At 61.7% G+C, this 22,706-nt stretch carries 21 protein-coding genes; 9 read left to right on the plus strand and 12 right to left on the minus strand.

The window, feature by feature from the left end; translation table 11 throughout:
* Positions 1-25 precede the first annotated feature (25 nt).
* Positions 26-340, plus strand: a complete 315-nt coding sequence (locus tag C482_RS00405) for a nucleoside triphosphate pyrophosphohydrolase (protein WP_006165305.1) — start codon at positions 26-28, stop codon at positions 338-340.
* 20 nt (positions 341-360) lie between these two features.
* Here C482_RS00405 and C482_RS00410 read toward each other — a convergent pair whose 3' ends face one another.
* Entirely contained in the window at positions 361-1,020 is a 660-nt protein-coding gene (locus C482_RS00410) for an ArsR/SmtB family transcription factor (RefSeq protein ID WP_006165308.1), read from the minus strand.
* 209 nt (positions 1,021-1,229) lie between these two features.
* The gene (locus C482_RS00415; RefSeq protein WP_006165309.1) at positions 1,230-2,363 is read right to left on the minus strand and encodes a hypothetical protein; all 1,134 of its coding nucleotides are present in this window, start codon (positions 2,361-2,363) and stop codon (positions 1,230-1,232) included.
* A gap of 371 nt (positions 2,364-2,734) precedes the next feature.
* Here C482_RS00415 and C482_RS00420 point away from each other — a divergent pair, with 371 nt between their 5' ends.
* From C482_RS00420 to C482_RS20945, 5 genes are all read left to right on the plus strand, one after another.
* Positions 2,735-3,151, plus strand: coding sequence for a DUF5802 family protein (locus tag C482_RS00420; protein ID WP_006165311.1), 417 nt, complete (start codon positions 2,735-2,737; stop codon positions 3,149-3,151).
* 35 nt (positions 3,152-3,186) lie between these two features.
* Positions 3,187-4,248 (plus strand): Vms1/Ankzf1 family peptidyl-tRNA hydrolase, encoded by a 1,062-nt coding sequence (locus C482_RS00425; RefSeq protein WP_006165315.1) that lies wholly within the window; start codon positions 3,187-3,189, stop codon positions 4,246-4,248.
* Between the two features lie 164 nt (positions 4,249-4,412).
* Positions 4,413-5,435: a DUF1611 domain-containing protein gene (locus C482_RS00430; RefSeq protein ID WP_006165316.1), complete on the plus strand. Its 1,023-nt coding sequence runs from the start codon at positions 4,413-4,415 to the stop codon at positions 5,433-5,435.
* Entirely contained in the window at positions 5,432-6,472 is a 1,041-nt protein-coding gene (locus C482_RS00435; protein ID WP_006165318.1) for a dipeptide epimerase, read from the plus strand. Before C482_RS00430 ends, C482_RS00435 begins: the two co-directional genes overlap by 4 nt.
* A gap of 135 nt (positions 6,473-6,607) precedes the next feature.
* Positions 6,608-7,846 carry a hypothetical protein gene (locus C482_RS20945; protein WP_006165319.1) on the plus strand — a complete coding sequence of 413 codons (1,239 nt, stop codon included), beginning with the start codon at positions 6,608-6,610 and terminating at the stop codon, positions 7,844-7,846.
* Positions 7,847-7,889: 43 nt separating this feature from the next.
* On the opposite strand, the gene C482_RS00445 is transcribed toward C482_RS20945, so the two are convergent.
* From C482_RS00445 to C482_RS00465, 4 genes are all read right to left on the minus strand, one after another.
* Positions 7,890-8,345, minus strand: a complete 456-nt coding sequence (locus tag C482_RS00445) for an AAA family ATPase (RefSeq protein WP_006165321.1) — start codon at positions 8,343-8,345, stop codon at positions 7,890-7,892.
* An 844-nt stretch (positions 8,346-9,189) separates the two neighbouring features.
* Positions 9,190-10,263 (minus strand): hypothetical protein, encoded by a 1,074-nt coding sequence (locus C482_RS00455; protein WP_006165324.1) that lies wholly within the window; start codon positions 10,261-10,263, stop codon positions 9,190-9,192.
* Positions 10,264-10,376: 113 nt separating this feature from the next.
* Positions 10,377-10,943 (minus strand): HPP family protein, encoded by a 567-nt coding sequence (locus C482_RS00460; RefSeq protein WP_006165325.1) that lies wholly within the window; start codon positions 10,941-10,943, stop codon positions 10,377-10,379.
* A 168-nt stretch (positions 10,944-11,111) separates the two neighbouring features.
* A complete protein-coding gene (locus tag C482_RS00465) occupies positions 11,112-12,167 on the minus strand; it encodes a hypothetical protein (protein ID WP_006165326.1) in 1,056 nt (351 codons plus the stop codon).
* Between the two features lie 234 nt (positions 12,168-12,401).
* On the opposite strand from C482_RS00465, the gene C482_RS00470 reads away from it, so the two are divergent.
* Positions 12,402-12,941, plus strand: coding sequence for an FxLYD domain-containing protein (locus tag C482_RS00470; RefSeq protein ID WP_049896361.1), 540 nt, complete (start codon positions 12,402-12,404; stop codon positions 12,939-12,941).
* Positions 12,942-12,967: 26 nt separating this feature from the next.
* Here C482_RS00470 and C482_RS00475 read toward each other — a convergent pair whose 3' ends face one another.
* A complete protein-coding gene (locus tag C482_RS00475; RefSeq protein ID WP_006165328.1) occupies positions 12,968-13,867 on the minus strand; it encodes a PspA/IM30 family protein in 900 nt (299 codons plus the stop codon).
* Positions 13,868-13,986: 119 nt separating this feature from the next.
* Here C482_RS00475 and C482_RS00480 point away from each other — a divergent pair, with 119 nt between their 5' ends.
* Positions 13,987-14,634, plus strand: coding sequence for an alpha/beta hydrolase (locus C482_RS00480; protein ID WP_006165329.1), 648 nt, complete (start codon positions 13,987-13,989; stop codon positions 14,632-14,634).
* Positions 14,635-14,687: 53 nt separating this feature from the next.
* Here C482_RS00480 and C482_RS00485 read toward each other — a convergent pair whose 3' ends face one another.
* From C482_RS00485 to C482_RS00495, 3 genes are all read right to left on the minus strand, one after another.
* Positions 14,688-16,616, minus strand: coding sequence for an ATP-binding protein (locus C482_RS00485; protein ID WP_006165336.1), 1,929 nt, complete (start codon positions 16,614-16,616; stop codon positions 14,688-14,690).
* 22 nt (positions 16,617-16,638) lie between these two features.
* Positions 16,639-17,472 (minus strand): hypothetical protein, encoded by an 834-nt coding sequence (locus tag C482_RS00490; RefSeq protein ID WP_241431853.1) that lies wholly within the window; start codon positions 17,470-17,472, stop codon positions 16,639-16,641.
* 363 nt (positions 17,473-17,835) lie between these two features.
* Complete coding sequence (locus tag C482_RS00495) at positions 17,836-18,489, minus strand: DUF7344 domain-containing protein (RefSeq protein ID WP_006165338.1); 654 nt, start codon at positions 18,487-18,489, stop codon at positions 17,836-17,838.
* A 429-nt stretch (positions 18,490-18,918) separates the two neighbouring features.
* Between C482_RS00495 and C482_RS00500 the strand changes: the two genes are divergently transcribed.
* Complete coding sequence (locus C482_RS00500; RefSeq protein ID WP_006165340.1) at positions 18,919-19,263, plus strand: DUF7113 family protein; 345 nt, start codon at positions 18,919-18,921, stop codon at positions 19,261-19,263.
* A gap of 51 nt (positions 19,264-19,314) precedes the next feature.
* On the opposite strand, the gene C482_RS00505 is transcribed toward C482_RS00500, so the two are convergent.
* On the minus strand, positions 19,315-20,232 hold the full coding sequence (locus C482_RS00505) for a hypothetical protein (RefSeq protein WP_006165341.1): 918 nt from the start codon (positions 20,230-20,232) through the stop codon (positions 19,315-19,317).
* Between the two features lie 103 nt (positions 20,233-20,335).
* The gene (locus C482_RS00510; RefSeq protein ID WP_006165344.1) at positions 20,336-22,591 is read right to left on the minus strand and encodes a bifunctional metallophosphatase/5'-nucleotidase; all 2,256 of its coding nucleotides are present in this window, start codon (positions 22,589-22,591) and stop codon (positions 20,336-20,338) included.
* Between the last annotated feature and the right edge of the window lie 115 nt (positions 22,592-22,706).

Here is a 22,706-nt window from a genome sequence, read left to right on the forward strand (position 1 = left end):
CGTCAGGTTTCAGAAATCAACACACATGTCGCAGGAGTACGACAAACTCGTTCGGGACGACATTCCGGAGATAATCGTGGATAGTGGAGAAACGCCAGTCACACGAACCGCCAGCGACGCGGAGTACGAAACATACCTCTGCAAGAAACTGCGCGAAGAAGTCGAGGAGTACGTCACCGATCGGGACGTAGACGAGTTAGCCGACGTACTCGAGGTACTCCACGCGATACGGAAGTTCGAGGGTATCTCCGAACAGGAGCTGCACAATCGCAGAGAGCGAAAGGCCGATGACAGAGGCAGGTTCGACGAGCGACTCATTCTCGAGCGCGTGACGGAGTGAGCACCCGTTACCCGTTCCCGTTACCCGTTCGTCGTCAGCTCCCAGCCCCGCTCCGTCCGCTGAACGATTCCCTCATCGGCCATCGATTCTAGCAGCTCAGCGATGATCTCTCGCGGCGCATCGAGCTCCCGACCCAGCTCACCAACCGACTTCGGCTCCGTCCGGATCGTCGCCAGCAGGTCGGCATAAATCCGGCTCTCTGGACCATCTCCAACTGTTTCTGAAATCTGGTCGAGCACATCGTACAGCTGGCTTTGGACCCAGCGCTGGGCCAGCGACAGTTCGTTTTCGAGTCGCTCCAGGTCCTCGAGTGCACCGAGGAATTCGTCGAGTTCGTCGAGTTCGTCGCAAGCGACATCGAGGGAGAGGTGGCGACAGGTGGTGATGTCGAAGCTGTTGTTGGTCGGGTAGGCGCTCTTGCTGGCGAAGCCGTAGGGAGAGACGGTGACCTCGAGGCGGACGTTGCGGGCGATGTGGAAGTATTTCCGGCGCTGGTCGTCGACGTGGCTCTCGATCAGGCCGGCCTCCTCGAGTTTGCGGAGGTGTTCGATGACTGCCTTGGGACTGACGCCGATGTATTCGGAGATTTCAGTCACGTAACAGGGTTTGCGAGCGAGAAGACGGAGGATGCGCCTCCGATTCTCGTTTCCCAGTAGATCCAACAAGGCGGCGGAGTCCATCGTGGGAGGGTATGGTATCACCGCTGAAAAGCGTGTCTGCTCGGGGGAGAAGGCGTGACGGACACCCACACGGAGAGGTCGGACGACGGTGGCGAGACACCGGTAGTGCCTGTCCCTGAAGCTATATTTGTGTCAGTGGCTGTCTGTACCTGTGGCTGTGACTGTGGTTGATCTGTAGCTCTGGCCGTATCAAATTCAGTAGTTTCTGCTCAGTTTGATGGACCGGGTTCGGACTCCGTCTGATCCGACGCCGACGATTGATTGCGTTCTGTCGGCTCCGCAGGTGAGACACCGTTCGACTCTGGGGCGGCGTTTTCGTTCGACGAGTCGTCGCCGCTACCGGTCGTGTCGCCTCCGGAACCGGGTTGAGAGCCGGGACTGTCATCTGACTGATCAGATGCTGTCTCCGAGCCCTGGCTGGTGTTCTGATCCGATCCGTTCGTATGAGTGTCGTCCTGTCCATTTCCGTGTCCGACTCGCTGATCAGGGTGGTCAGAAGCAGCCGTTGGCGTTTCGTTGGCACCGTTCCCCTGGTTCTGATCCTGCCCTTGTCCCCGATCTGGGCCCTGACCGGGCCGCTGGTCCTGATCAGGATCGGGTCCGGAACCAGCGCCAGCTCCCTGATTCCCGGACGAACTGTCAGTGCCTTGCTGTCCGTCGGCGCTATCTGGACCCGCATGTGCCGGTGGACCGCCGCCTACGCCAGGATGATCCTCGAAACCGGGGAGTCCACGCGCAGTCGTCGCCACTTCCGGACCGGTGAGCGACGACGCGTTCTCCTGAAGGATTTCGAACCGCGTCGGATCGTGACCGACCGCGACGCCTTTCGGCTTCGTTCGCTCGATCGAGTCGTTTAACGAGGCAATTTCGACCGTCAGCCGCGTCAGTCGTGCCTGATACGCAGCCGACGAGAGGTCATCTTTCTGGTCGCGTAACTCCTCGCGTTCGGCTTCGAGTTGGGCGAGGCGATTGTCGAACGACGCCGCGCGCTCGTTGACCAACCGTGATTTCGACTCGTTGTCGGCCGTCTCGTACGTTACCTCGAACAACCCGTTGTCGACCGTGTGCTCGGCGTCTGCGGCCGTTGACTGCATGAAGTCGGCAACGGTCGTGTTGGCACTCGAGTTCGAATTCTCGCTCGACTCCCCATCCGATTCCGACACCGATGCTTCCGCGTTACTCGTCTCGTTCTCGGCGGCTAGGTTCCAGACCGCGTCCGTCTGTGCATCCGTGTCCCCCATCTGGTCGGGCGTCGCAGGAACGACAGCCGCACCCGAAACGGGAGCAACCGTCAGTCCGATGACGGCAAGAAGGACGAAACCGACGACCCGAGTAGTACTCATCGTGTTCACTAGCGTCTCTCTCGGAACGTCCTAAAAAGCCGAACCTTCGTTCGAACCGTTCAATCACCAACGGTGAGCAATACACTACGTTCTGAACGGTTCACCGGTCGTCCACGTCGGGTTCTGAAGCCTCCGGTTTCGGCCAGCACGGGGCGAAACCGGTGGCTGAAACCGATGTGAAATGTGAAACAGTAGCCCATGTGAACTACCCCACCCTACCGCTCGCCTTTCGGCTCGCGCTTGAGGGTAGGGCTTCCTGTTTCCACGACGCGCTTTGTAACGGGTGGCGGACGTGAAAGAGCTCTGATAGCGGACCGGGATAAGCCTGTTCGCCAATAGTTATGTTACCTCGGACCATGGTTACTAGTGTCATGTTCGAGGCCTTCTCGCGGAACTACTACCTCGGGCGTCTCTACGTGACCCCGACCGACGGGGATCGCGCACTCATGCACAGCGATCAGCACGAACAAATCAACGAAGCGGTGTACGCGACCGGTGACGGCGTCGAGCCGCTCGATACACCGCTCGTGATGAAACTCGAGACACAACACTTCCCCGTCCACGGCGACGCTGCCGTCCCAGCGGACACATTGGCCCTCCCTGAATCGGTACTCGAGAACACCGAGATCAGAAACCCACCCTCGCTGCGAGAGGTACTCCTCGCGCGCCGTGAGTGTGCTACGCAGTTGCTGTCGCTCTTCCCAGGACTCGACCAAGCAGGGCTGAACCAGCACCGCGACGGGGCCGGATCGGGTCTCGAGGACGACTTCCCGGGTGCCGGAACCTAGGTTTAGAAGTACTCTCGGATCACCTGTTCGGTCAGATGCTCGATGAGTTGCTCGGCCGCGCGTCGTTGAAGGAACGCATCGACGAACTCGAGGAGGAGCGTGACAATCTGGAAGCGCGCTACGAGGCCGAATCCGAGCGCCGAGCCGATGCTGCAACGGCCAGACAGGAGGCCGAAGCGGAGGTCAACCGGCTCGAAGACCGCATCGCACAACTCGAGGGCGAACTCGAGCGCCTGGAGGACGATGACGCGGCGACGACGGGACTCGAGTACACCCGCCAGGAAACACTTCGCGGCGGGCGGCTTGAGGAGGTACTGGACCGGCTCGAGTCGGTGCGGACAGAGCCGGAAGGAGCGTTGACGGCGGTAGTATCGGGCGAGGACGACTTGCGGTCGACAGGGCAACGCGAGCGCCACGGGCCGCAGTTCGACAGCGATCTCGCGGCGGTGCTGGGTGAGCGAACGGTGCTCGTCGACGAGGCCGCGCCGTGTCTGCTCTGTGTCGACGATGCTGGGCTCGTTTCGGTGGTACTCGAGCCGCCGGTGCTGCCGGCCGAGTTCGGTTCGGGTGCTGGTGGTCGCAATAGCACTCGAAACAGCAATAGCAACAACAACGCCAACGCCAGCACCAGCGCCGCCACCACCGGTGACTTCGAGTCAGGCTGGCGAGACCACTTCGCACTCGAGCGCGAGTGGTTCCTACCGACGGGACGCTCGGTGCTCGCACTCGTCAGAACCGACCTGTTTGCGGTCGGTATCTACGACGGCGATGAGCGCGTCGCCTACCGCGGATTCGAGAGCGAGGTGAAAGGAAGTCACTCCAAAGGCGGCTTCTCACAGGCCCGTTTCGAACGGATTCGTGACGGACAGATCGACGACCACCTCGACGACTGCCGGGACGCGCTCGCCGACATCCTCGCAGACGAACCCAACGCACGACTCTTTCTCACGGGTCAGCGCGGCGTCATCGAAACGCTGGCCGAGGAGTCGCAGTTCGAGCCGGACGCAACTGCAGCCGTCGACGCGACCGGCGATCCGAAGGATGCACTCGAGGACGCCTACGGCTCGTTCTGGACGACTGAACTGTCGATGCTGTAGCGGTCAGTGGCCAGTCGAGCGTGGAGGCGGGTGCCCAGTCGAGTGTAGTGGTCGATTTCCTATCAAGTTGGACAAGCAACAGCTCACAGCGGACGTCACAGGAGAAAACAGTCATCGCCTGCTGCGAACTCCATCGTTAAGTACCCCCCAGTGCATTCGTCGGTATGCGCGTCGCAATTCTCGCACACGAACAGTTCCCCGGGCAGGCCAAGACAGCGCTTGGCATCCTCCGATACGCCGACTACGACGTGGCCGCGGTCCTCGACCGCGACACGGCCGGCGATCGGGTGAACGACTATGTCCCTGACGTCCAGGACGCCCCAATCGTCGAAAGCATGGACGCCCTCGCGGACGACGACCTCGACGCTCTCATCATCGGTATCGCCCCTATCGGCGGCGGCCTCGAGGAGAGCTGGCGCGACGACATCCGGACCGCACTCGAGTCCGGCTGCGACGTTATCTCGGGACTACACCACTTCCTCTCGGAGGACGAGGAGTTCAGCACGCTCGCGGACGAGCACGGCTGTGAGTTGCAGGACGTGCGCAAGCCGCCCGAAGACCTGACCGTGAGCCAGGGCATCGCCGACGAGGTCGACGCAGAGGTCATTCTCACCGTCGGTACGGACTGTTCAGTCGGCAAGATGACCGTCTCGATGGAACTCGCTCGTGACGCTCGCGACGCCGGCTACGATGCTGCCATCATCCCGACGGGCCAGACCGGTATCATGATCGAGGGCTGGGGGAACCCGATCGACCGCGTCGTCTCGGACTTCACCGCCGGCGCAGTCGAAGAGATGATCCTCGAGAAGGGTGACGAACACGACTACCTCTTCGTCGAGGGCCAAGGTAGCATCGTCCACCCGGCCTACTCGGCGGTCACCTGCGGCATTCTCCACGGCGCAATGCCAGACAAGCTCATCCTCTGTGACGAGGCCGGCCGCGAGGCCATCCACGGCTACGAATCGGTCTCGCTCCCGCCGATCCAGACCTACGTCGACCTCTACGAGGACCTCGCTGCTCCCGTCTCCGAGACAGAGACCGAAATCGTCGCCGGCGCACTCAACACGGCCGACCTCGACGACGAGGCAGCCCGCGAGGCCGTCGACGCCTACGCCGACGACCTCGGCGCACCCGCCGTCGACGTCATCCGTCAGGACACCGACGAGGTTCTGGAGGCGCTGCTATGAGTCTTCGCACAAGCTTCCAGCGGCGCACGCTGCCACTCGAGTACCCCTTCACCATTTCCCGCGGAACGAAGACGGAGACGGAGACCGTCACGGTTCACATCGAGGACGACGAGGGCAACGTGGGCATCGGCGGCGCAGGGCCGTCCGAACACTACGGTGAGACGCTCGATACGGTCGAGGCACTCCTGCCGGATCTGCTCGCGGTCGTCGAGGACGAAGACGATCCCCAGCAACTCGCCCGCATCGAGCGCCGGCTGCGCGAAACCGTCGAACGCAATCCATCGGCCCGCTGTGCAGTCAGCATCGCGCTACACGACCTCGTCGCGAAGCGCCACGACGAGCCGCTGTACCGGTACTGGGGACTGGATCCCGAGGAGACGATCCAGAGCTCCTACACCATCGGAATCGACGACACGGAGACGATGCGCGAGAAGACCGAAACCGCCGTCGAGCGCGGCTATGGAACCCTGAAGGTCAAGCTCGGCACCGACCGAGACATCGAAATCATTCGGACGCTTCGCGAGGTCGCGCCGGACGCGCGCCTCTACGTCGACGCCAACGAGGCCTGGACGCCTCGCGAGGCCGTCTCGAAGATCGATCGTCTCGCCGAGTTCGACCTCGAGTTCGTCGAGCAGCCGATTCCGGCCGAGAACGTCGAGGGCCAGCGCTTCGTCTACGAGAATGCGGCGCTCCCGATTGCAGCCGACGAGTCCTGTATCACGGTCGATGACGTGCCCCAGATCGCAGGCCGCTACGACATCGCGAACCTGAAACTGATGAAGTGTGGCGGCCTGCAGGAGGCAACGCGCATCATCCACACCGCTCGCGCCCACGGCATGCAGGTGATGTGTGGCTGTATGAACGAGTCGAACGCCTCCATCGCGGCGGCCTGCCACCTCGCGCCGATACTCGACTACGCCGACCTCGACGGCTCGCTGCTGCTTGCAGAGGACCCCTACGACGGCGTTCCGATGCCGAACGGCACGATTGATCTCGCCGCACTCGACGTGCCGGGAACTGGTGCCCGACTCGAGTAGAGCCCTCAACCAGTACACCGACAACCACGACGGCGCAGTCCCACCCATTTCTGCTGACACGCGTTTTCGAGAGAAAAGACGGTCTTGCTGAGCGCCAACATGGTTTACAACGCCAGTTGCTGTGGTGATGTTGGCATGAGTGAGGACGACAGCGAGCGGGTGCGTATCTCTCGGCGGACAGTACTGCAAGCATCCGGGAGCGCCGTTGCACTTCCGGTTTTCGGCGCAAATCAGGTGAGCGCGGACGGCGCGAACGGAGCGGGCGAGGTCCACGTGGCGTTCGAGCGTTGCCCCGATGCCACGATCAGGCCGAGTATGGGTCACTGTGAGGGGGCGAGTATGGAGGGCTGTGCCGACGACCACCACGTGACGATCGAGCTACGGGAGGCGGTCCAGCAGACACTCGAAAGGGAGTATCCGGACGCGGGTGCGTTGCTCGACGCGGGGTTCAAACCGTACTTCGACACGCTCGACGTGGCCGACAAAGACGGCTGGTCCCACTGGCTTAATCCGGAGTTCATCGGCGATGACGACGTTCTGGACCCGGAGCGACCGGAGTCCGTCCTCGTCGATAACAGCTCCTGGCGCTCTATCGGGGTTATGTTCATCGCGACGCGGGACGGAGAGGCTGTTGAGCCGCCGGTGGTGTACGACGACGGCGGTGCTGGTCGGGATGACGAGCGCGAGGACAACGACCACGAAGCACACCACGGGGACGGAAACGGGGTGGGTGATAGTCACGGTCACGGGGATGGACACGAGCACGAGCACGGGAACGGGCACGAACACGAGCACGAGCACGGGAACGGGCACGAACACGAGCACGAGCACGGGAACGGGCACGAANACGAACACGAGCACGAGCACGGGAACGGGCACGAACACGAGCACGAGCACGGGAACGGGCACGAACACGAGCACGAGCACGGGAACGGGAACGGGCACGAGCACGAGCACGGCGATGATGAGCACAGGCACGACGACCACGGACACGACGAACATGACGAACACGGGCACGAAAACGACACCCACTGCTCACCCTGGCACTACCACGCCGGACTCCCCGGTCGCTTCGCGTGGTGGTTCTACCAGCAGGCCTACGAAAACGAGTTCACCGACGACGGGAAATCCCTTCCCTGTCGCACACCCTGCATGATGCACGTCTGGACGATCGACCACCCCGAGGGCGTCTACGCACACGACGCACCACCGGCCGAGTACCGCGAACAGCCGCCCGTCGCCGAAGCCGGCTTCGAAACCGACGCTAACCCCGGCACGGACGACCTCGGTTGGGACGCCCTCCCGGAACAGGAGCGTCCCGCACAACTGCCACACGAAATTCAACTCCCGCTGCTAGACCGGTTTCTTCCCTAGCTGTTCGCATCACTATCGCTCGCTAGCGATTCTACACTCACTGTCACTGCCACGACCGAATCGTAGCAGCCACGCGCTCAACCGCCTCTGACACTGCACAGTCGTCCGTCTCAATTCGCACATCCGCAGCCGGCTCGCTGAACTCCCGATACACCACGTGCACACCCTGCTCGTCGATTCGATCCGCTTCGTCTCGGGCACGGTTTCGCGCCAGACACGTCTCGAGACTCGCCGTCACGTGGACGAACCGAACGTCTGGCAATGACTGAAACCGCGTCTGCCACCGCCGCCGGTAGAACGTCCCATCGACGATCGCAATCTCGTCGCTTGCGGTATCGCGAACCTCCTCGTAAAGCCGCTCGTACGTGCGTCGCGAGTAGTCGTCCGAGTGAGTGAGGGTAATCGTGTGGGCAGGGTACTCGAGTGCCAGCGCCTGGTGAAGACGAGTAGCGATACTCGTTTTTCCGGCACCCGGTGGCCCGCAGATGACGACGATCACGGCTGTCGGGTGGGTGTAGGGGCTGGGGGTATAGGTTGGTGTTGGTGTCGGTGTCGGTGCTGATGTCGTCGTATTGGTGTCGGCGTCGGTGTTGGTACCGACTACGTTGTCGAGGGTCCATCGGTGTCGACCTGACTGACCGCGACGAGACGTGACAGGTCAAACCACTGTTGTAGTTCAAAGGGGTGCTATACGCCCGTTTCACAACGTCGGCGACCACCATGTTTATTCCCCAGCAGGATTGCATGTAGATATGGATCGGGTTTCTCGCCGTCGGTTTCTCGCGACCAGCAGCGTTGGACTCGCTGTGGTTGCTGGGTGTCAGACCCCGCTTGACCGAGACGCCGAGACTTCGGATGTTTCAGTGGGGTATTCTGTGACAAGTCCACCGGAAACCGACGCGGGTGAGCCCGGCTGGATACTCATTGCTCGGACAGAGGGTGCGTATACTGTTACATTCGACATGCGAGTGTGTGGGTCTGTCGAAGAAATTGTTGCCACTGCGTCGAGTGGACAGGAGTATACAGTCAACTTCAGTGGGGAGTTGACCGACGACGAGACGTGCCAACCCGAACGCGTCCTCGGGACGGTTGAGGCACCAACAACGACACTGCAATTATCACTCCGTGTGACAGTCAATGGTGAGCAGTTGACAGTGATCGAACGGGACGGCACAACCACGTCTCTGCATCAGATACCCGATCTTCTCACAGAAGACACGAGTGGTGAGTGACGGTGTTGTGTCAGTGTTGTTGTCTGTCGTTTCGGGTATAAGCACTCAATACGTCACTTTCCTACCGGAGACGTTGAGCGCCTGGCTCGTAGTGGGGGACACCCATGCGACTCAGCCAAGATCCTCTTCCCGCTCGGACTCACGGAGGATGAACGGCCCCATTGCGAGTGTTCGCTTTGCAATCGTCGCAATCCGGAGAATGTACGCGATAAACAGTACGAACGGCGAAATACCGATCACAAAGCCCGCGCTGGTGAGCCAGACGAGGTTGTCGACGCCAAGCGTGGTTCCCGGCAACGCACTCGCGTCAATGTACATGATCATAATCGCCATCACCGTTAGTGCAGGCACCGCGATGTAGAGCAGTCCCCGCGAGAGATTGATCAGTTCCCACTGGAAGTACAGCGTCTTGAAGTGCTCGCGAGCCGGTCCGAACAGTTTGAGGGTCTCGATCATCTCGTCGAGTCGGTCGTTCGCTTCTTCAGAGAGTGAGCTCTGGTGGTCGACGCGGATCTTACGCGCGTCGTAAATCTTCCGCGAGTAGTTGTACTTGAGCGCGCCCCAGATGACCTCGAACGTTCCGAATTGGGCGTCTTTGAGGTCCTCTTTGACGTGTTTTGCGTTCTCTCGAACGTTCTCGGTATAGTCGTCGATCGCTGCCCGAAGCTCCTCGTCCCGTTCGTCCTCGACGGCGGACTCGAGTTCGTTTGCTCGCTCTTGGACACCGTCGACGAGTTCAAAGAGGAAGCCGGCCGGCTCTGGGGGACTGATGTCCTCGCTGATCGTCTCCTCGGTGTCCTGTCGGAAGCCAACGGACGCTTGCATCCGGCTGCGCTGGCTCCCGACTGCACCGAGTTCCTGGGAGAGGACGAGCTGGTTGATCGTGACGACGATCGAGGTGCCGGTGATGATCGCGCCGATGAACGCGGAGAAGAGGAATTCGATCCCATCCTGATTAGCGACGATCTCACGCAACGGCGTTAGACCGATCTGGCTCGTGACGACCAAGAGTACGAACACGGCGAGGAGGATGCTCGCCGTGAGAATGAGTCGGTTGATCCGAAGCAAGAGCCACAGTTTCAGCCCACCGAGACGCTCGGTGCTTTCCGTATCACCTGGCCCGCTCGCCGACCCATTGCCATCGCCATCATCATCGTCTGTCGAGCCCGAATTCGCGTTGCTCATCGACTGTAGCGGACCAACCACGTCGATCAATAAAAACGGTCGGCCGGAAGTCGACGGGAAATTTGCCCGTGAAAACGGCTCCACAGCGTATCTCGTGAGTGCTCCCTCGGATGCTACCTCGGGTCTTCCGGTTTGACACCGTAGAAATCCTGCACACGATCCACGATGGTGTTGTGAAAGACGACGAGCAGCGCGACAGAGACGACAATAATCACCCCCTCAAGAACTGTCGACATGAGCCCCAGCGCAACGATCAGCGTCGTCGCGCAGGCTGCCGGATGGTTCGTGTTCGACCAGAGCATACCGACCGTCGTGAGCAACATTGCAACGATGCCACTAATGACGAGTCTGCCGACCTCACTCGAGAAGGGGTCGCCCTGTTCGAAGGCGTCGACGACGACGATGCCGTCGGCGAAGAGGACGTAGGCGATGAGCCCACAGAGTGTTGCAACGGCGTGGCCGCCAATAACGTGGTATGGGCCCTCTGCGCGGTCTTTCTCACCGGTCGCGAGGAGGTACGCAGACGGCCCGAGACTTGGAAAGAGGAACGGTTGCCCGGACGCCCAGGCGAGCCCGCCGAGAAAGAGGAAGTGAAGGGTGACGTTCGTGCCAGCGCTCAAGTCGTCTCGAACGTTGATCGTCTCTTCCGTGCTGGCACGGACCTTGTCCCAAAAGCCCATCGACTGTTGGTGAACACGACCGACGGTATAAGTATCAGCCCGGAAGGCGCACCGAACAAACAGAGAGCAGTGACTGGTCGGAACGAGCAACGGCAGTGGACAGCAAATCAATAGCTGAGACCGAGACCAAGACTGTAACTGGACTGATACCGAAGCCAAGACCGCTCCCTACTCGAGTTCCTCGCTTCCAGAGGTGGAAAACGGGCCGCTATCTGGCTCTTTCTGGGGCATCATCGGCCCGACTGATGCGGTCCGGCGCGTCACGGACGCGGTCCGGAGAATGTACGCTGCGAGCAGGGCCAGCGGCGCGACCACGACCGCGACGAGCGCGCTGACGACGTACGGCAGGTAGGCGATAGTCATGCTTGCGCCACCGAAGTCCGCATAGATGAAGCCGATGAGCATCGCCGCTAGGATCGCCGGCACGCCCGTATAGATCGTCAACTGCGAGAAGCGCGTTAGTTCGCGCTGGAGATACGTCGTCTTGAAGTGCTCGCGGGCAGTTGCAAACAGCGTCAAGTCGTCGATCAGGTCGTCGAGCGCACCGGTAGACTCGTCCGAGAGCTCGTCCTCGTGGCGATTTCGAAGCTGGCGGGCGACATACAGCTGCCACGGCGCGTTGTAGCCGATCGCCGCCGACAGCGCGGTAAACGCGTCGAGTTCCGAGTGTTCGAGTGTGTCGTCGAGACGATCGCTGCTCTCGAACACCGACTGCGTGAACTGGCCGATCAATGTTTCGAGATTCTCGTTCTCGTGGCCCGCAGCCGATTCGGAGAGCGTCGACGCACTCGAGTAGATCGACTCGGCGAGCAACTCGAGAAAGGCTGCCGGTGATGCCGGTGGTGCTGGTGCGTCAGCGGTGTCGGAGACGTCCGTCCGAAACGAGAGGACGCCCTCAATCTGGGTGCGGGCGTCGTCAGCGGACGCGAACTCCTGTGAGAGGATGAGCTGGTTAATCGAGACGACGAGGGTGACGAGCGAGAACGTCCCGGCGATCATGCCGCCGGCCAGGCGGGTGATCGAATCGTCGTTGACGAACGAGATCAGGCCGAGTTCGTTCAGGAGCACGAAGAAGACGAACACACCGAGCGAGATGAGCGCTGCGACGAGCAACCGATCGCCATCGACCAGTAGCCACTCTCGAACCCGTGTCAGTGAGTTCGTTCGCTGACCCATATCCGTTCCATACGACTCGAGCGCCTCGTCTGCCTCCGGAGCCGCCATAGCTGGCGTTCCATCGACGTGACAATAAGCGCCTGCGTTGCATATCCTGCTCTCACGGGTTCGTGAGCGCTCAAGCCGGTGTGCGTGTGTCGCCCGGCGGAGCAGGGACGACTGCGAGACCGTCAGGCTGACCGTTCAGGGCCTACACTAAAATGCGTCGCCGGTGTCGCTCCCATCAACGATGCCCCTATCCGTCCAGAGAGAACGGCTGGTAGCCCATCGGCGGTGGCCAAGATGACCTCATCAAGCACGTCCAGTCGTCGTGATGGCAAGAACAGAACGGCGACGCGGCGACGACTGCTTGCCGCACTCGGCGTCGGTGTCCCCACATCACTCGCCGGCTGTACCGACGCCGGCCTCGGCCTCGGTGTCGAAACCGGCCCGACGTACGAAGACGGAACCATTGACGTCCCCGACGATGCCGAGGAACGCTCGGTCGAAGAGATGGCAACCGCCGAAGCACTCGCCGAACTCGAGAGTCAGGAAGGTGTAACGCCGCTCGAACGCCTCTCGATCGTCGATCACGAGTACATCTTCGAGGACGACTTCCGTGGCTCGACGGTGCAAGGGACTGTCGAAAACACCGACGAACGCGTCGAACTCGCCGAAGTTCGCGTCCGCGTCTACAACGACGACGACGAGCAACTCGGACACTACCTCGACATCACCGGTGACCTCGATCAGGGCGGCAAGTGGGCGTTCGAAGTGATCCTACTCGAGTCTCCGGACGATATCGCGTCCTACGATATTGCAGTTATCGGGACGCCAACGTAAGCGGCACTTGCAAACAGAAGGGGTCGTTACGAATTCTCTTCGTCCTGCAGTTCTGCGAGTTCGGATTCGATCTCGGAGTCGTTGACGTCGGTGTCAATGTCTGACTCGTCGAGATCGACATCGCTGGTGGGTTCGGTGGCTGCCTCGGACTCGGTTTCGGTTTCGGTTTCAGTTTCCGGTTCCGTTTCGACGTTGGTCTCGCCTGTCCCAGCATCCGCGGCGGCCTCACCCTTCCCCATATCGGACTTCAGCGTCTCGAGTTCGGCCTCGACACCACTGCCCGTCGAAAGGTCCTCGAGCTCGCGGTCGATCTTGTCCTTGTCGGACATGACATCGTCGAACGCACCGGTCTCGTGGAGCTCGTCGAGGGCGGCCGCGCGGGCCTCCATATCCTCGGTCTGCTCTTCGGCACGCTCGATGGCGCGGCCGACATCTTCGAACTCCTCACCGGTCGCAGTCATCGCTTCGGAAACGGTCGAACTGGCCTCGGCAGCCTCGTAGCGGGCCTTCATCGTCTCCTTCTTCGTGCGGAACTCCTCGATGCGGTTCTGGAGTTCGTCCTTCTGGTCGATGAGCTGATCTTGCTGGTTCTGGAGTTCCGAAATCTGGCGCTCCAGATCCTCGATCTGGTTCATCTTCGTCTTCTTCTTTTCAAGTGCACGCCGAGCCAGATCCTCGCGGTCCTGCTGGACTGCGGTTCGTGCCTGGTCGTTGTGCTTGTCGACGTTCTCCTCGAGCCGCCGCTTTTGCATCTCGAGACGTTTCTTCTGGGTGGTGAGATCGGCAATGCCGCGTTTGACCTCCTGCAGCTGGTCGCGCATCTGCTCGTACGAGTAATCAAGCGTCTGCGTCGGGTCCTCAGCCCGGTTTAGCAGGGAGTTGATCTTCGACCGGATGACATAGGAGGTCCGAGAGAGGATGCCCATACTCCTACGTAACGCTCGTCACCCTTAAAAACATCACATCAACGACAGACGGAGACGAAATTCCTGCCAGTGCGTCGTCTCTCGCCGATTTGATTAGCCGGCGGCGCGAACGATCGGCCATGACTGAGAGTGACGTACTCGTTCCCGGCGGCCGAGATGTACGTGGGACACTCACGGAGCCCGACGAGGAGGCAACCACAATCGTCGTCGCCTGTCCCCCTCATCCCCAACACGGCGGCTCACGAAGCGACAGCCGACTCGTCGCCGTCGCAGAACGGCTTCAGGAGAACGGCATTGCCTGTCTCCGATTCGACTACGGCGCGTGGGACAACGGCTACGGCGAACGCGAAGACGTGCGAAACGCCATCCGCTGGGCTGGCGACCACTACGAGCGCGTTGGCCTCTTCGGCTTCAGTTTCGGCGCGAGTCTCAGCCTGCTCGCGGCTGCGAGTATCGATGTCACAATCATCGCCGTCGCCGCCCTCGCCCCAACCGCCAGACTCGGTCCCGACGACGACCTCGACGCAGCAGCGGCACTCGAGTCACTCGAGTGTCCGGTCCAGATCGTCGTCGGCGAGCGAGATACAACGGCAGCGTGGGAGCCGGTGGTTGAGCGGGCACAGGAGCTAGCCGACGAGAAAGAGACTGGAAGTGAAGACGAAATTGAGGTCATCACCCTTTCTGCGGATCACTTCTTCGTTGGGCAGACGGATACCGTCGCTGAGACGGTGGGACCGTTTCTCGAATCGGCGTTCCGCATGGAGTAAGCGGGGCAGCCAGTCAGCTAATCTGCAGATCTGCTTGGCAACAAGCCTGGCAGTTAGTCCCGACCGTGGCGTGTCAAACACTTCGAGAGCCCGATCAACTCGACGGGGTCGGAGTTATCCGGCGAATAGACGACCATCTGGCCCTTTTCCATGTAGGGAACCTTCGATTCGAGATTGCTCGGAATGTTCACACTCTTGATGGCGTCCTCGTCACCCAGGTTGAGGACGATTGTGGTGTTGATCTGCTTGAACACCGCGTCGTGGATATCCTGTGGGTCCTGTGTGATGAGGAAGAGACCGAGTCGCTCTTTGCGGCCTTGTTTCGCGGCCTCGGTGAACTTCGTGATGACCTTCCCCGCCTGCACCGAGTCCGCGTCGGTGAGGAAGTTATGCGCCTCGTCCATGCCGAGGACGAGCGGCGTCTCCTTGATCCGGTCGTAGGTCGGGTCGTTCGAGAGTTTCTGGTCGATCAGCAGCGAGGAGAGCGCGAGCACGACCGTCTCCGTCGCCCGCGTATCGTTGATGTGGTAGGTCGGCACCACGGTCAGTCCGCCGGGGCGGACGAACTCGTGGACCAGGTCGGTGATCGGCCGCGCGTCCTGGTCGAAGACGTGGCCGAAGCCGAGCACACGCCGGCGAACAGCGTCGAAAGTGGCCTCGTGGACGCGGCCAGATTCGTCTAGCTCCTCGCGCAGGGCAGGATCGTCGAGGAATCGCGTGAACTCATCGTAGGTCGCGTCGGGGCCGTACTGCTCGCGGAAGCGTGGCAGCAGCACGCTGACGAGTGCGCCGTACTGGTTGTCGTTCAGCCCGCTGCTCGCGACGAGCCACGGGTTCTCGTGGACCATCGAGAATGGAATCGTAAACTCGACCTGCTCCGCGCGATGGTGGCCCGCAGCGTAGGACGACGACCCCACTTTGGGGACAAACGCCGTCGTGTCGTCGACGCCACCGTGGGCAACGCCCTCCCGCTCGAGTCGACGAGCGAACTCGTCGTCCAGGTCGGGGTTATCGTCGTGCATCTGGGCGTACTCGTCCTGGGGGTCAAACTGGACGACGGCGGGGCCGACCTCGCGGCCGTCTTCCATGGGATACCGGCGTTCCTCGGCGAGATACTGCCGAAGGACGTTCTTCGCGCCGTGGGTCTTCCCCGACCCCGTGCCCCCAGCGACGAGTGTGTGCCGGAACACAAGTGGGTCACCGGCCTCGTAGTCGTCTTTCAGCCGGTAGTCGATGGTGGGTGGCGAAGCGGCCGTCCGGACCTTCTCGCCACCGACCGAGAGATGACCAAGGAAGACGCCGTCGTCTGGCATCTTTAGCCCGGTCTTGATCGCCTCGGTGTCGTCAGCCTCACGGATCACCGTCTGGGGCTTGGGAACGCGGTCTGTCATCCGACGCTTGAGTTCACCGTCATCGTCGTAGAGGATAGCGACCGGCTCCAGATTCGCGACGAACTTGTAATCAGCCTCCTCGATACCGTCCGAGCGCATCGCACGGCGGGCGTGAATCTCCGTCGCGTCGTCTGCGTGATACTGCTGGGCGTACTCGAGTCCGGTGATGCGACAGAACAGCGTCTCGCCGGCCCCGCCCGGATACGGCGCAAGCAGGTAGCTGCCGATGCGGATCGACGAGCGGTTGCCACGGGTGACGTAGGCGCGCAACTCGGTGTCGTCGCTGTCTTCGGCGATTCGCAATCCCTGAGAGACACAGAGTGCACCGATACCGACATCGTCGCCACTCGGTTCGACGGCTGTCGTTTCGAACGCGTCAGTGTTGTCGCCCGAGGCGGAGGTGGAGGTGGAGGTGGAGTCAGAGTCTGCCCCTGTGTCGGGCCCCGTCGAACTCGAGTGCGCGGTCGATGAGCCGCGCCCGGTTGCTCCGTCCGCGGACGCACCAGCATCGGCAGCGCTGCCGGCGTCAGCCTCGTTGCCGTCGGCATCGCTGCCCGCGTCGAAGTCGCCAAAGTCACCCAGATCGGTCATACTCACTTCATCTGACCGGTTCCTAAAACGCGTTTCCCTCCCAGGCTGAGTGTTCAACGGGACGAGGTGACGACGGCTGATCACGGAGACGAACCGCCAGAAGTGCACACAGCAGTATGAGACCAACGCCGACAGCGACCGCGGGCACGAGCGCCAGTCCGTTCGAGGCGAGTCCACTCACAAATCCGGTCTCCTCTTCGTCGGTGGTCGTGTCGGTGTCGGTGTCGGTGTCGGTATCGGTCTCACCCCCACTCTGGGACTCGTCGTCCGACGGACCGTCACCGAGACCGGATTCGGCCGCTGACTCGTCGTGCTCGAACGACTCGAGTTCCGCGCCACCGTCACCGATCACGATCGGCGTCGAGCCGCCAACGACAGGAACCGGCCAGTCGCTCTCCAGTTCGATATTTGTCTCGCCGAACTCGAGTGTGGTCTCGCCGTCCGGAGCGTCGGGTGCGACGGCGACGGTCACCGTGGCGACGGTGTCCATGCCGGTTGCACCGCCGGCGGCGGGCTCGCGCCACTGTTCGAGGGTGGCGATTCCCTCGTCGTGGGCGAGCGTCTGTTCAGTGGTGATGTCGGTCGTGTCGCCCTGTTCGAGCCACGGCCCGCGCTCGATATCGGTCACCTCGAGATAGTCGGGGTGATACTGTGCGATGACGGCGAGGGCGACGACGCCGTCGTCACCGTGGCCGCCCTCCGCATAGAGGGTGAGATCGATCGTGAATTCCTCGCCGGGTTCGACGTGATGTGCGCCGTTTCTGTCTCCGTCTTCGTCACTATCTTCCGTCGAAAGAATCGCAACCTGATCAGCACCGGCCGCAGGGCTGATAGCCGTGACTCCAACGAAAAGCAAGCCCGTGACCACGAGCACAACCGCGAGACAAACTGTAAGCGCGGATCGACGGCAAGCGATGGCACGAAAACGCGATGAGAATAGCTGTAATCGATGGGGGGCCGCCATGTCGGGACCAGACATGTGGCAGTCGTTCGTGCTCTGCCGACATATGCGTCCCGGCGACGAGCTTCGTTCAGTCGTTCAGTGAGTGGTCGGTACCTAGGTCGACCTGCATCACGGATGCAGTTCTGGCGTGTCGTACCAGTCACCAATCTGGAGACACAGACACGGACGGTGTACGCATCACCTGGTGTACGCATCACCGAGTGCTGCACGGACGCCATCCACTCAGTACCGAGTGCCGTACAGACGCCCTCTCACTCACCGTGCAGGCGGCGACGACGCTGATACCTGCTGTGCCTCACGATCGTAGTCGATTGCATCAATCTCCGCAAGCGCTGGCAGGTGGTTGTGGTGCAGCTCGATCGTCGCCTTGTAGGCATCGGTCGGACCAACCGACAGCGTCGTCGCGAGCGCCGTCGCCAACTCATCCACCGACATCGTTTTGTCAGCGTTCTCAATGTACTCGAGTAGTTCCAGACGGACGGGGTGGACAAGTCGGTCGAGAAGGGTTTCTTCGGCACCCGATCCGGTTTCTAAGAGCAGCGAGAGGATGTCCGGCGAAATTGGTGGCTCCTCGATGAGGGTGGCGGTGCCGTCGTCGCTAGTCGCGTCTGCAGCTGCATCGGCTGGCGACCAATCGATGAGACCGTGTGCGTCGAGACGCGGCAGGTGGTGGTGAACGAGGTCGATACGAATCTCGTCGCGGCGCTGGCCGGTCGAGGCGTCCGCACCGGTCTGTTCGACGAGGGCCGTCGTTAGTTCCGACAGCGTGTGCGTGTAGTCGTCTGCATCAGAAAGTAGCGAGAGGATGCGGACACTGCGCGGGTGTCGGAGCACGTCGTACCGCTCAGTTGGAACGTCGGCTAATGGATCCGGCTCCCCAGTATCGCCGAAGTGAACGTCGGAACTCATCACCCGAACCAACCGCTGCAAGGGGGATAAGCACATTTCCAAAACGATTTGGGCACCATAAATGATATTACTCACCGAATCAGTATATTACCGAAACAGCTGTCGAAATTCGGGCCAGAGAGCGGACGTATAGAGACCACATACTGTCACAAGCGACTGATTGTGGACTCGCCGTACTAGTCGAACGGTCAGCATGACTGGCTCAACAAATCGACGCTCACTGTAGTCAATGATTACCAGAGTCAGACGGGACAAACCGAGTGGACGAGCAGATGTGGACTCAAGTACGACGACTCTTCGACCGAGGCGATGGGGCAGTGCATGCAGATGAGCTGAACTGGCAAACGACCGGCAAACGATGTGACAGATGTTGTCTCTCCTTGAGAAACAGTGCAGGAAGCTTTTGCATCCAGGACCCGTACTGAACATATGCTCATGGTACGCGGTCGTGCAGGTGGGACCGAGCTGACGGGGACGCTGTACGAACGGGGCGAGAAGGCACCAACGTTCAAAGGTGCGCCGAACGAGGACGCCGCGTACGTCTGGGTCTGTGACGAATTCTACGAGGTTGATAGTGGCGGCTCGAGTCAGTTGGTCGATGGCCGTGAGGTCAACCTCGCGTTCGAGTCGCCGATGCCCCGCGGGTTCGACACGCGAGACCAGGCACTCGAGGCGGCCAAGGAGCACGTTCGGACGCAGTTCGCACGGATCGGCGTCGACCCGGCAAGCGTCGAGTTCGAAGTCGAGAAAGAGGAGTTGAAGACGGACCTGTAGCGCCGATCGGGTTGCACACTCACGATATGGCCCGATGGCAGCTACTTTTTACTACTGACTGCGATTCCGCTTCGAGCGGCGAGTATGCCGTGCCAGAGCGAGCGAACCGCCTCCGAGGAGCACCCCGGAAAGAAGCGCAGTGAATCCGGGGATGGAGTCGGTTTCGGCGTCGTCAGCGGCCGGTTGCTCGTCGCTCTCGGTGGCAGCATTGCTTCCGTCGGCAGCATCGCCGTTGCTGTCACCAGCGCCGTCGGCATCACTGGCACCAGTAGCCAGGGACTCGCGGTCGATATCCGCAAGCTCCGGGTGATCGAACGGCTCGACCGCGTCCTGCTCGTCGACAGCCCCGTCACCGCCGTCGCCGATCGTCACCTCGATAGCCTGTGCGTCGATTGGAAGTGGCCAGTCGCGGATCAGGTCGATCCTCGTCTCGTCGAGCGAGATCGCCGTCTCCACGTCGGGTGCGTCGTCGGCGACCTCGGCGGTCACCGTGACGAGTTCGCCGTGGCCCGTCGCCCCGTCGCCAGCTGGTTCGCGCCACTGCTCGAAAATGACGGTCCCGTCGTCGTGAGCGAGCACCTGTTCGGTCTCGATCGTTGCCTCCTCGCCCTGCTCGAGCCACGGCCCCCGTTCGATCTCGGTGATCTCGAGTACGTCGGGATGATACTGCGCGGCAAGTGCGACCTCGCTGACGCCTTCGCCGTCGTGACCGCCCTCGGTGTAAAGGAGGACATCGACAGTGAACTCCTCCCCAGGTTCGGCGTTGAGGGTGTACGGCGTCGGCGTGAGCGTCGCGTACTGATCGCCAGCCGCAGCAGGACCGACAAGAGCGGTTCCCGTGATGAGCGTTCCGACCGTCGCGAATGCGAGGAACACGGCGAACACGGCAACGAGGGTGACTGCGAGCGGTGTACTGCGGGCGGTTGTAGTCCCGTCTGTTCGCGTGGGACCGGATCCAGTGCGTGTCATAGGCAGATCGTTCAGGTAAGTGTTGATTGGGTCACTGCGGGAAGCGCAGTAGACTGGTTGAACCGTTCGTAAACAGTCAGCGGCGGTGAATCACGCCGGTCGATTACGCGTCGAGGTTCTCGTCATCCATCGGCTCCGACACCGTGTCGTCGCCGGACTGCTGGCGCGCGTAGAGGTACGTCCCCGCAGCGCCGCCCCCGAGTGCAGCGAGCGGACCGAAGCCCGGCAATCCGTCGTCCGCGTCGGCGTCCGCACCCGCATCGCTATCGTTATCGGCGTCACCATCATCATCCGCATCTCCGTCCGCATCCGTTTCCTCGTCCGCAGTATCGTCATCCGATTCCTCGCCGAGCACAGCGCTCGCGCTCACATCCGCCTTGAGTTTGAACCGGTCGTAGCCATCCGAGGTCGGCACCTCGAACTCGTAGTCCCAGGCGTCCTGGTCCGGCTCGTACTCGCCGAACAGGCGAAGCACCGGCTCATCAACGCGGTCCGTGAGGTCAGCCAACTCGTCCGCATCGAACGTCACGTCGACCGTCTCGCCGTCAGCGCTTGCATCAGTCGCTTCGAGATCGTCGCCGGTTCGAATGACTGCACGGAACGACTCCTCGGCGACCTCGGCCGCACCCGGCGGCACATCGATCGACAGCGTCACCGTCTCGCTGTCGCGGACAACGGTCGCCGCAGCAACTTCCTCGTCCACCCGAAGCATCCGGTTCTCGCGTTCCGGGGCGACGGTGTCCTCCTCCTCGAGTTGGTCCAGAATATACGGCCCCTGGAACTGACCGGACTCGAGTACGATCTCGCCATCGGAGAGGATCGACGAGTTGCCGATCGAGTAGTCGTTATGTGCGAGAGTGTACGTCTCGTCGTCGTCGATCGGTTCGCCGCCGACGAAGACGTTGTCGATCCAGACATCGTCGGCGTGGCCGGACCACTCGTAGGAGACGCCAGAGACCTGAATTGCTGGCTGGGCTCCGAACTGGTCGGCGGGGTGTGCGCGAACCTCAGATTCAAGGTAGTCACGGACCTGCTCGCCGGTCACCTCGACGACCTCGATCTCGTTCGGGAACGGGAGGATGTCCATCACGGCGGTACCGGGAATTTCACCGGGGCCGTGGGTCGAATCACCGCGGATGCCGCCTGCGTTCTGGGCGGCGATGTCGATCTCAATATCGCCGATTTCGCCGACCGAGCGCATCGTGTCGGTCATCAGGTTCCCCCAGTTGGTCTCGACCGCGTAGTTGTTGAACGTCGCGTCGAGTTCGACCTCGCTCTCGAAGGCCGTCTGTCCGAGTTCGTCCTCGAGTTCGGCCGACCACGACTCGGCGATGTCGGCGAGCGTCTCATCTTCCTCGATCTCGTCGGTGTAGCGGACGGAAATTTCGTCGTACTCCTCGACGACCGGTTCGGGGTCCCACTCGGGGAGCAGCAGGTCGGTGCGCTCCCAGTCGACCAGTTCGCCGTCGGCGTCGAGCGTGATTGCGCCGACGTGGTCGAACTCGTCGCCGAACTCGCTGATGACTGTGTCGCCAACGATTTCGGGTTCGTCGAAGACGACACCAGAGTGCGAGCCGACAATGGCGTCTAGGCCCTCGACGGCTTCGGCGAGCGTGTAGTGAATCCCAGTCGAAACGTGCGAGGCCAGCACGACCACGTCGGCACCCTCCTCGCGGAGCGCGTCGACCGCCTCCTGAGAGCCCTCGACGTAGTCGAGCACCTGCCACTCCTGTGGGTAATCCGTCAGCGAGTGGAAGTTCCGCGAGACGAGTCCGAAGATTCCCACCGTCAGGTCGCCAGCCTCGAACGTCTTCCAACGCTCGGTTCCGGGAACGGCGTCGCCGTTCTCGTCGAGCAAGTTCGCGACGACCCACGGGAACTCGCTCTCCTCGAAACGTTCGGTCGCGACCTCGGCCCCGAAGTCGTACTCGTGGTTGCCGACGCCGACGACGTCAATGGCCATCTCGTTCATCGCCTCGACCATGTGCTCGCCCTCGTACTCGAGTCCGAGCATGGACGGCGCGAAGTCGTCGCCGTTGCCGACGAACAGCGAGTGATCGTGGTCGTGGAGGACGTCCTGGACCACTGTATAGTAGCGTGCAAGGTTCAGGTCGTCTTCCTGGGCGTCAAAGAAGCGCCCGTGGAAGTGGGTGTCGTGGACGAGCGTAACGGTGTCGGCAGCGGCTGCCGCCGTCCCGACGCCGGCACCAGTCTCAGCCGCGCCGGTCGCGGCCGCCGGCAGCAACGCACCGGCGGAAATACCGGCGGTCGTCCCGAGGAACCGTCGACGGCTGGCTGTGCTGCCAGCGTGGTCGTCCTGTGTACTGTCACTCTCCCGCATCCCGGAGTCCCGAGCCATACCAAGAAACGGTGATAACAGACACAAATACGTTTACAATTTGTACTATGTATGTCAAATAATAGTACGGTAGTCGTTCCGAGTAGGGCCAGAGACGATAGTACGACAGGAACAG

Source organism: Natrialba chahannaoensis JCM 10990 (assembly GCF_000337135.1).
GTDB classification, from domain to species: domain Archaea; phylum Halobacteriota; class Halobacteria; order Halobacteriales; family Natrialbaceae; genus Natrialba; species Natrialba chahannaoensis.

Coding starts and splice junctions, on each gene's coding strand:
- C482_RS00405 (WP_006165305.1), top strand. CDS start 26: ATGTCGCAGGAGTACGACAAACTCGTTCGGGACGACATTCCGGAGATA.
- C482_RS00410 (WP_006165308.1), bottom strand. CDS start 1,020: ATGGACTCCGCCGCCTTGTTGGATCTACTGGGAAACGAGAATCGGAGG.
- C482_RS00415 (WP_006165309.1), bottom strand. CDS start 2,363: ATGAGTACTACTCGGGTCGTCGGTTTCGTCCTTCTTGCCGTCATCGGA.
- C482_RS00420 (WP_006165311.1), top strand. CDS start 2,735: ATGTTCGAGGCCTTCTCGCGGAACTACTACCTCGGGCGTCTCTACGTG.
- C482_RS00425 (WP_006165315.1), top strand. CDS start 3,187: ATGCTCGATGAGTTGCTCGGCCGCGCGTCGTTGAAGGAACGCATCGAC.
- C482_RS00430 (WP_006165316.1), top strand. CDS start 4,413: ATGCGCGTCGCAATTCTCGCACACGAACAGTTCCCCGGGCAGGCCAAG.
- C482_RS00435 (WP_006165318.1), top strand. CDS start 5,432: ATGAGTCTTCGCACAAGCTTCCAGCGGCGCACGCTGCCACTCGAGTAC.
- C482_RS00455 (WP_006165324.1), bottom strand. CDS start 10,263: ATGAGCAACGCGAATTCGGGCTCGACAGACGATGATGATGGCGATGGC.
- C482_RS00460 (WP_006165325.1), bottom strand. CDS start 10,943: ATGGGCTTTTGGGACAAGGTCCGTGCCAGCACGGAAGAGACGATCAAC.
- C482_RS00465 (WP_006165326.1), bottom strand. CDS start 12,167: ATGGCGGCTCCGGAGGCAGACGAGGCGCTCGAGTCGTATGGAACGGAT.
- C482_RS00470 (WP_049896361.1), top strand. CDS start 12,402: ATGACCTCATCAAGCACGTCCAGTCGTCGTGATGGCAAGAACAGAACG.
- C482_RS00475 (WP_006165328.1), bottom strand. CDS start 13,867: ATGGGCATCCTCTCTCGGACCTCCTATGTCATCCGGTCGAAGATCAAC.
- C482_RS00480 (WP_006165329.1), top strand. CDS start 13,987: ATGACTGAGAGTGACGTACTCGTTCCCGGCGGCCGAGATGTACGTGGG.
- C482_RS00485 (WP_006165336.1), bottom strand. CDS start 16,616: ATGACCGATCTGGGTGACTTTGGCGACTTCGACGCGGGCAGCGATGCC.
- C482_RS00495 (WP_006165338.1), bottom strand. CDS start 18,489: ATGAGTTCCGACGTTCACTTCGGCGATACTGGGGAGCCGGATCCATTA.
- C482_RS00500 (WP_006165340.1), top strand. CDS start 18,919: ATGCTCATGGTACGCGGTCGTGCAGGTGGGACCGAGCTGACGGGGACG.
- C482_RS00505 (WP_006165341.1), bottom strand. CDS start 20,232: ATGACACGCACTGGATCCGGTCCCACGCGAACAGACGGGACTACAACC.
- C482_RS00510 (WP_006165344.1), bottom strand. CDS start 22,591: ATGGCTCGGGACTCCGGGATGCGGGAGAGTGACAGTACACAGGACGAC.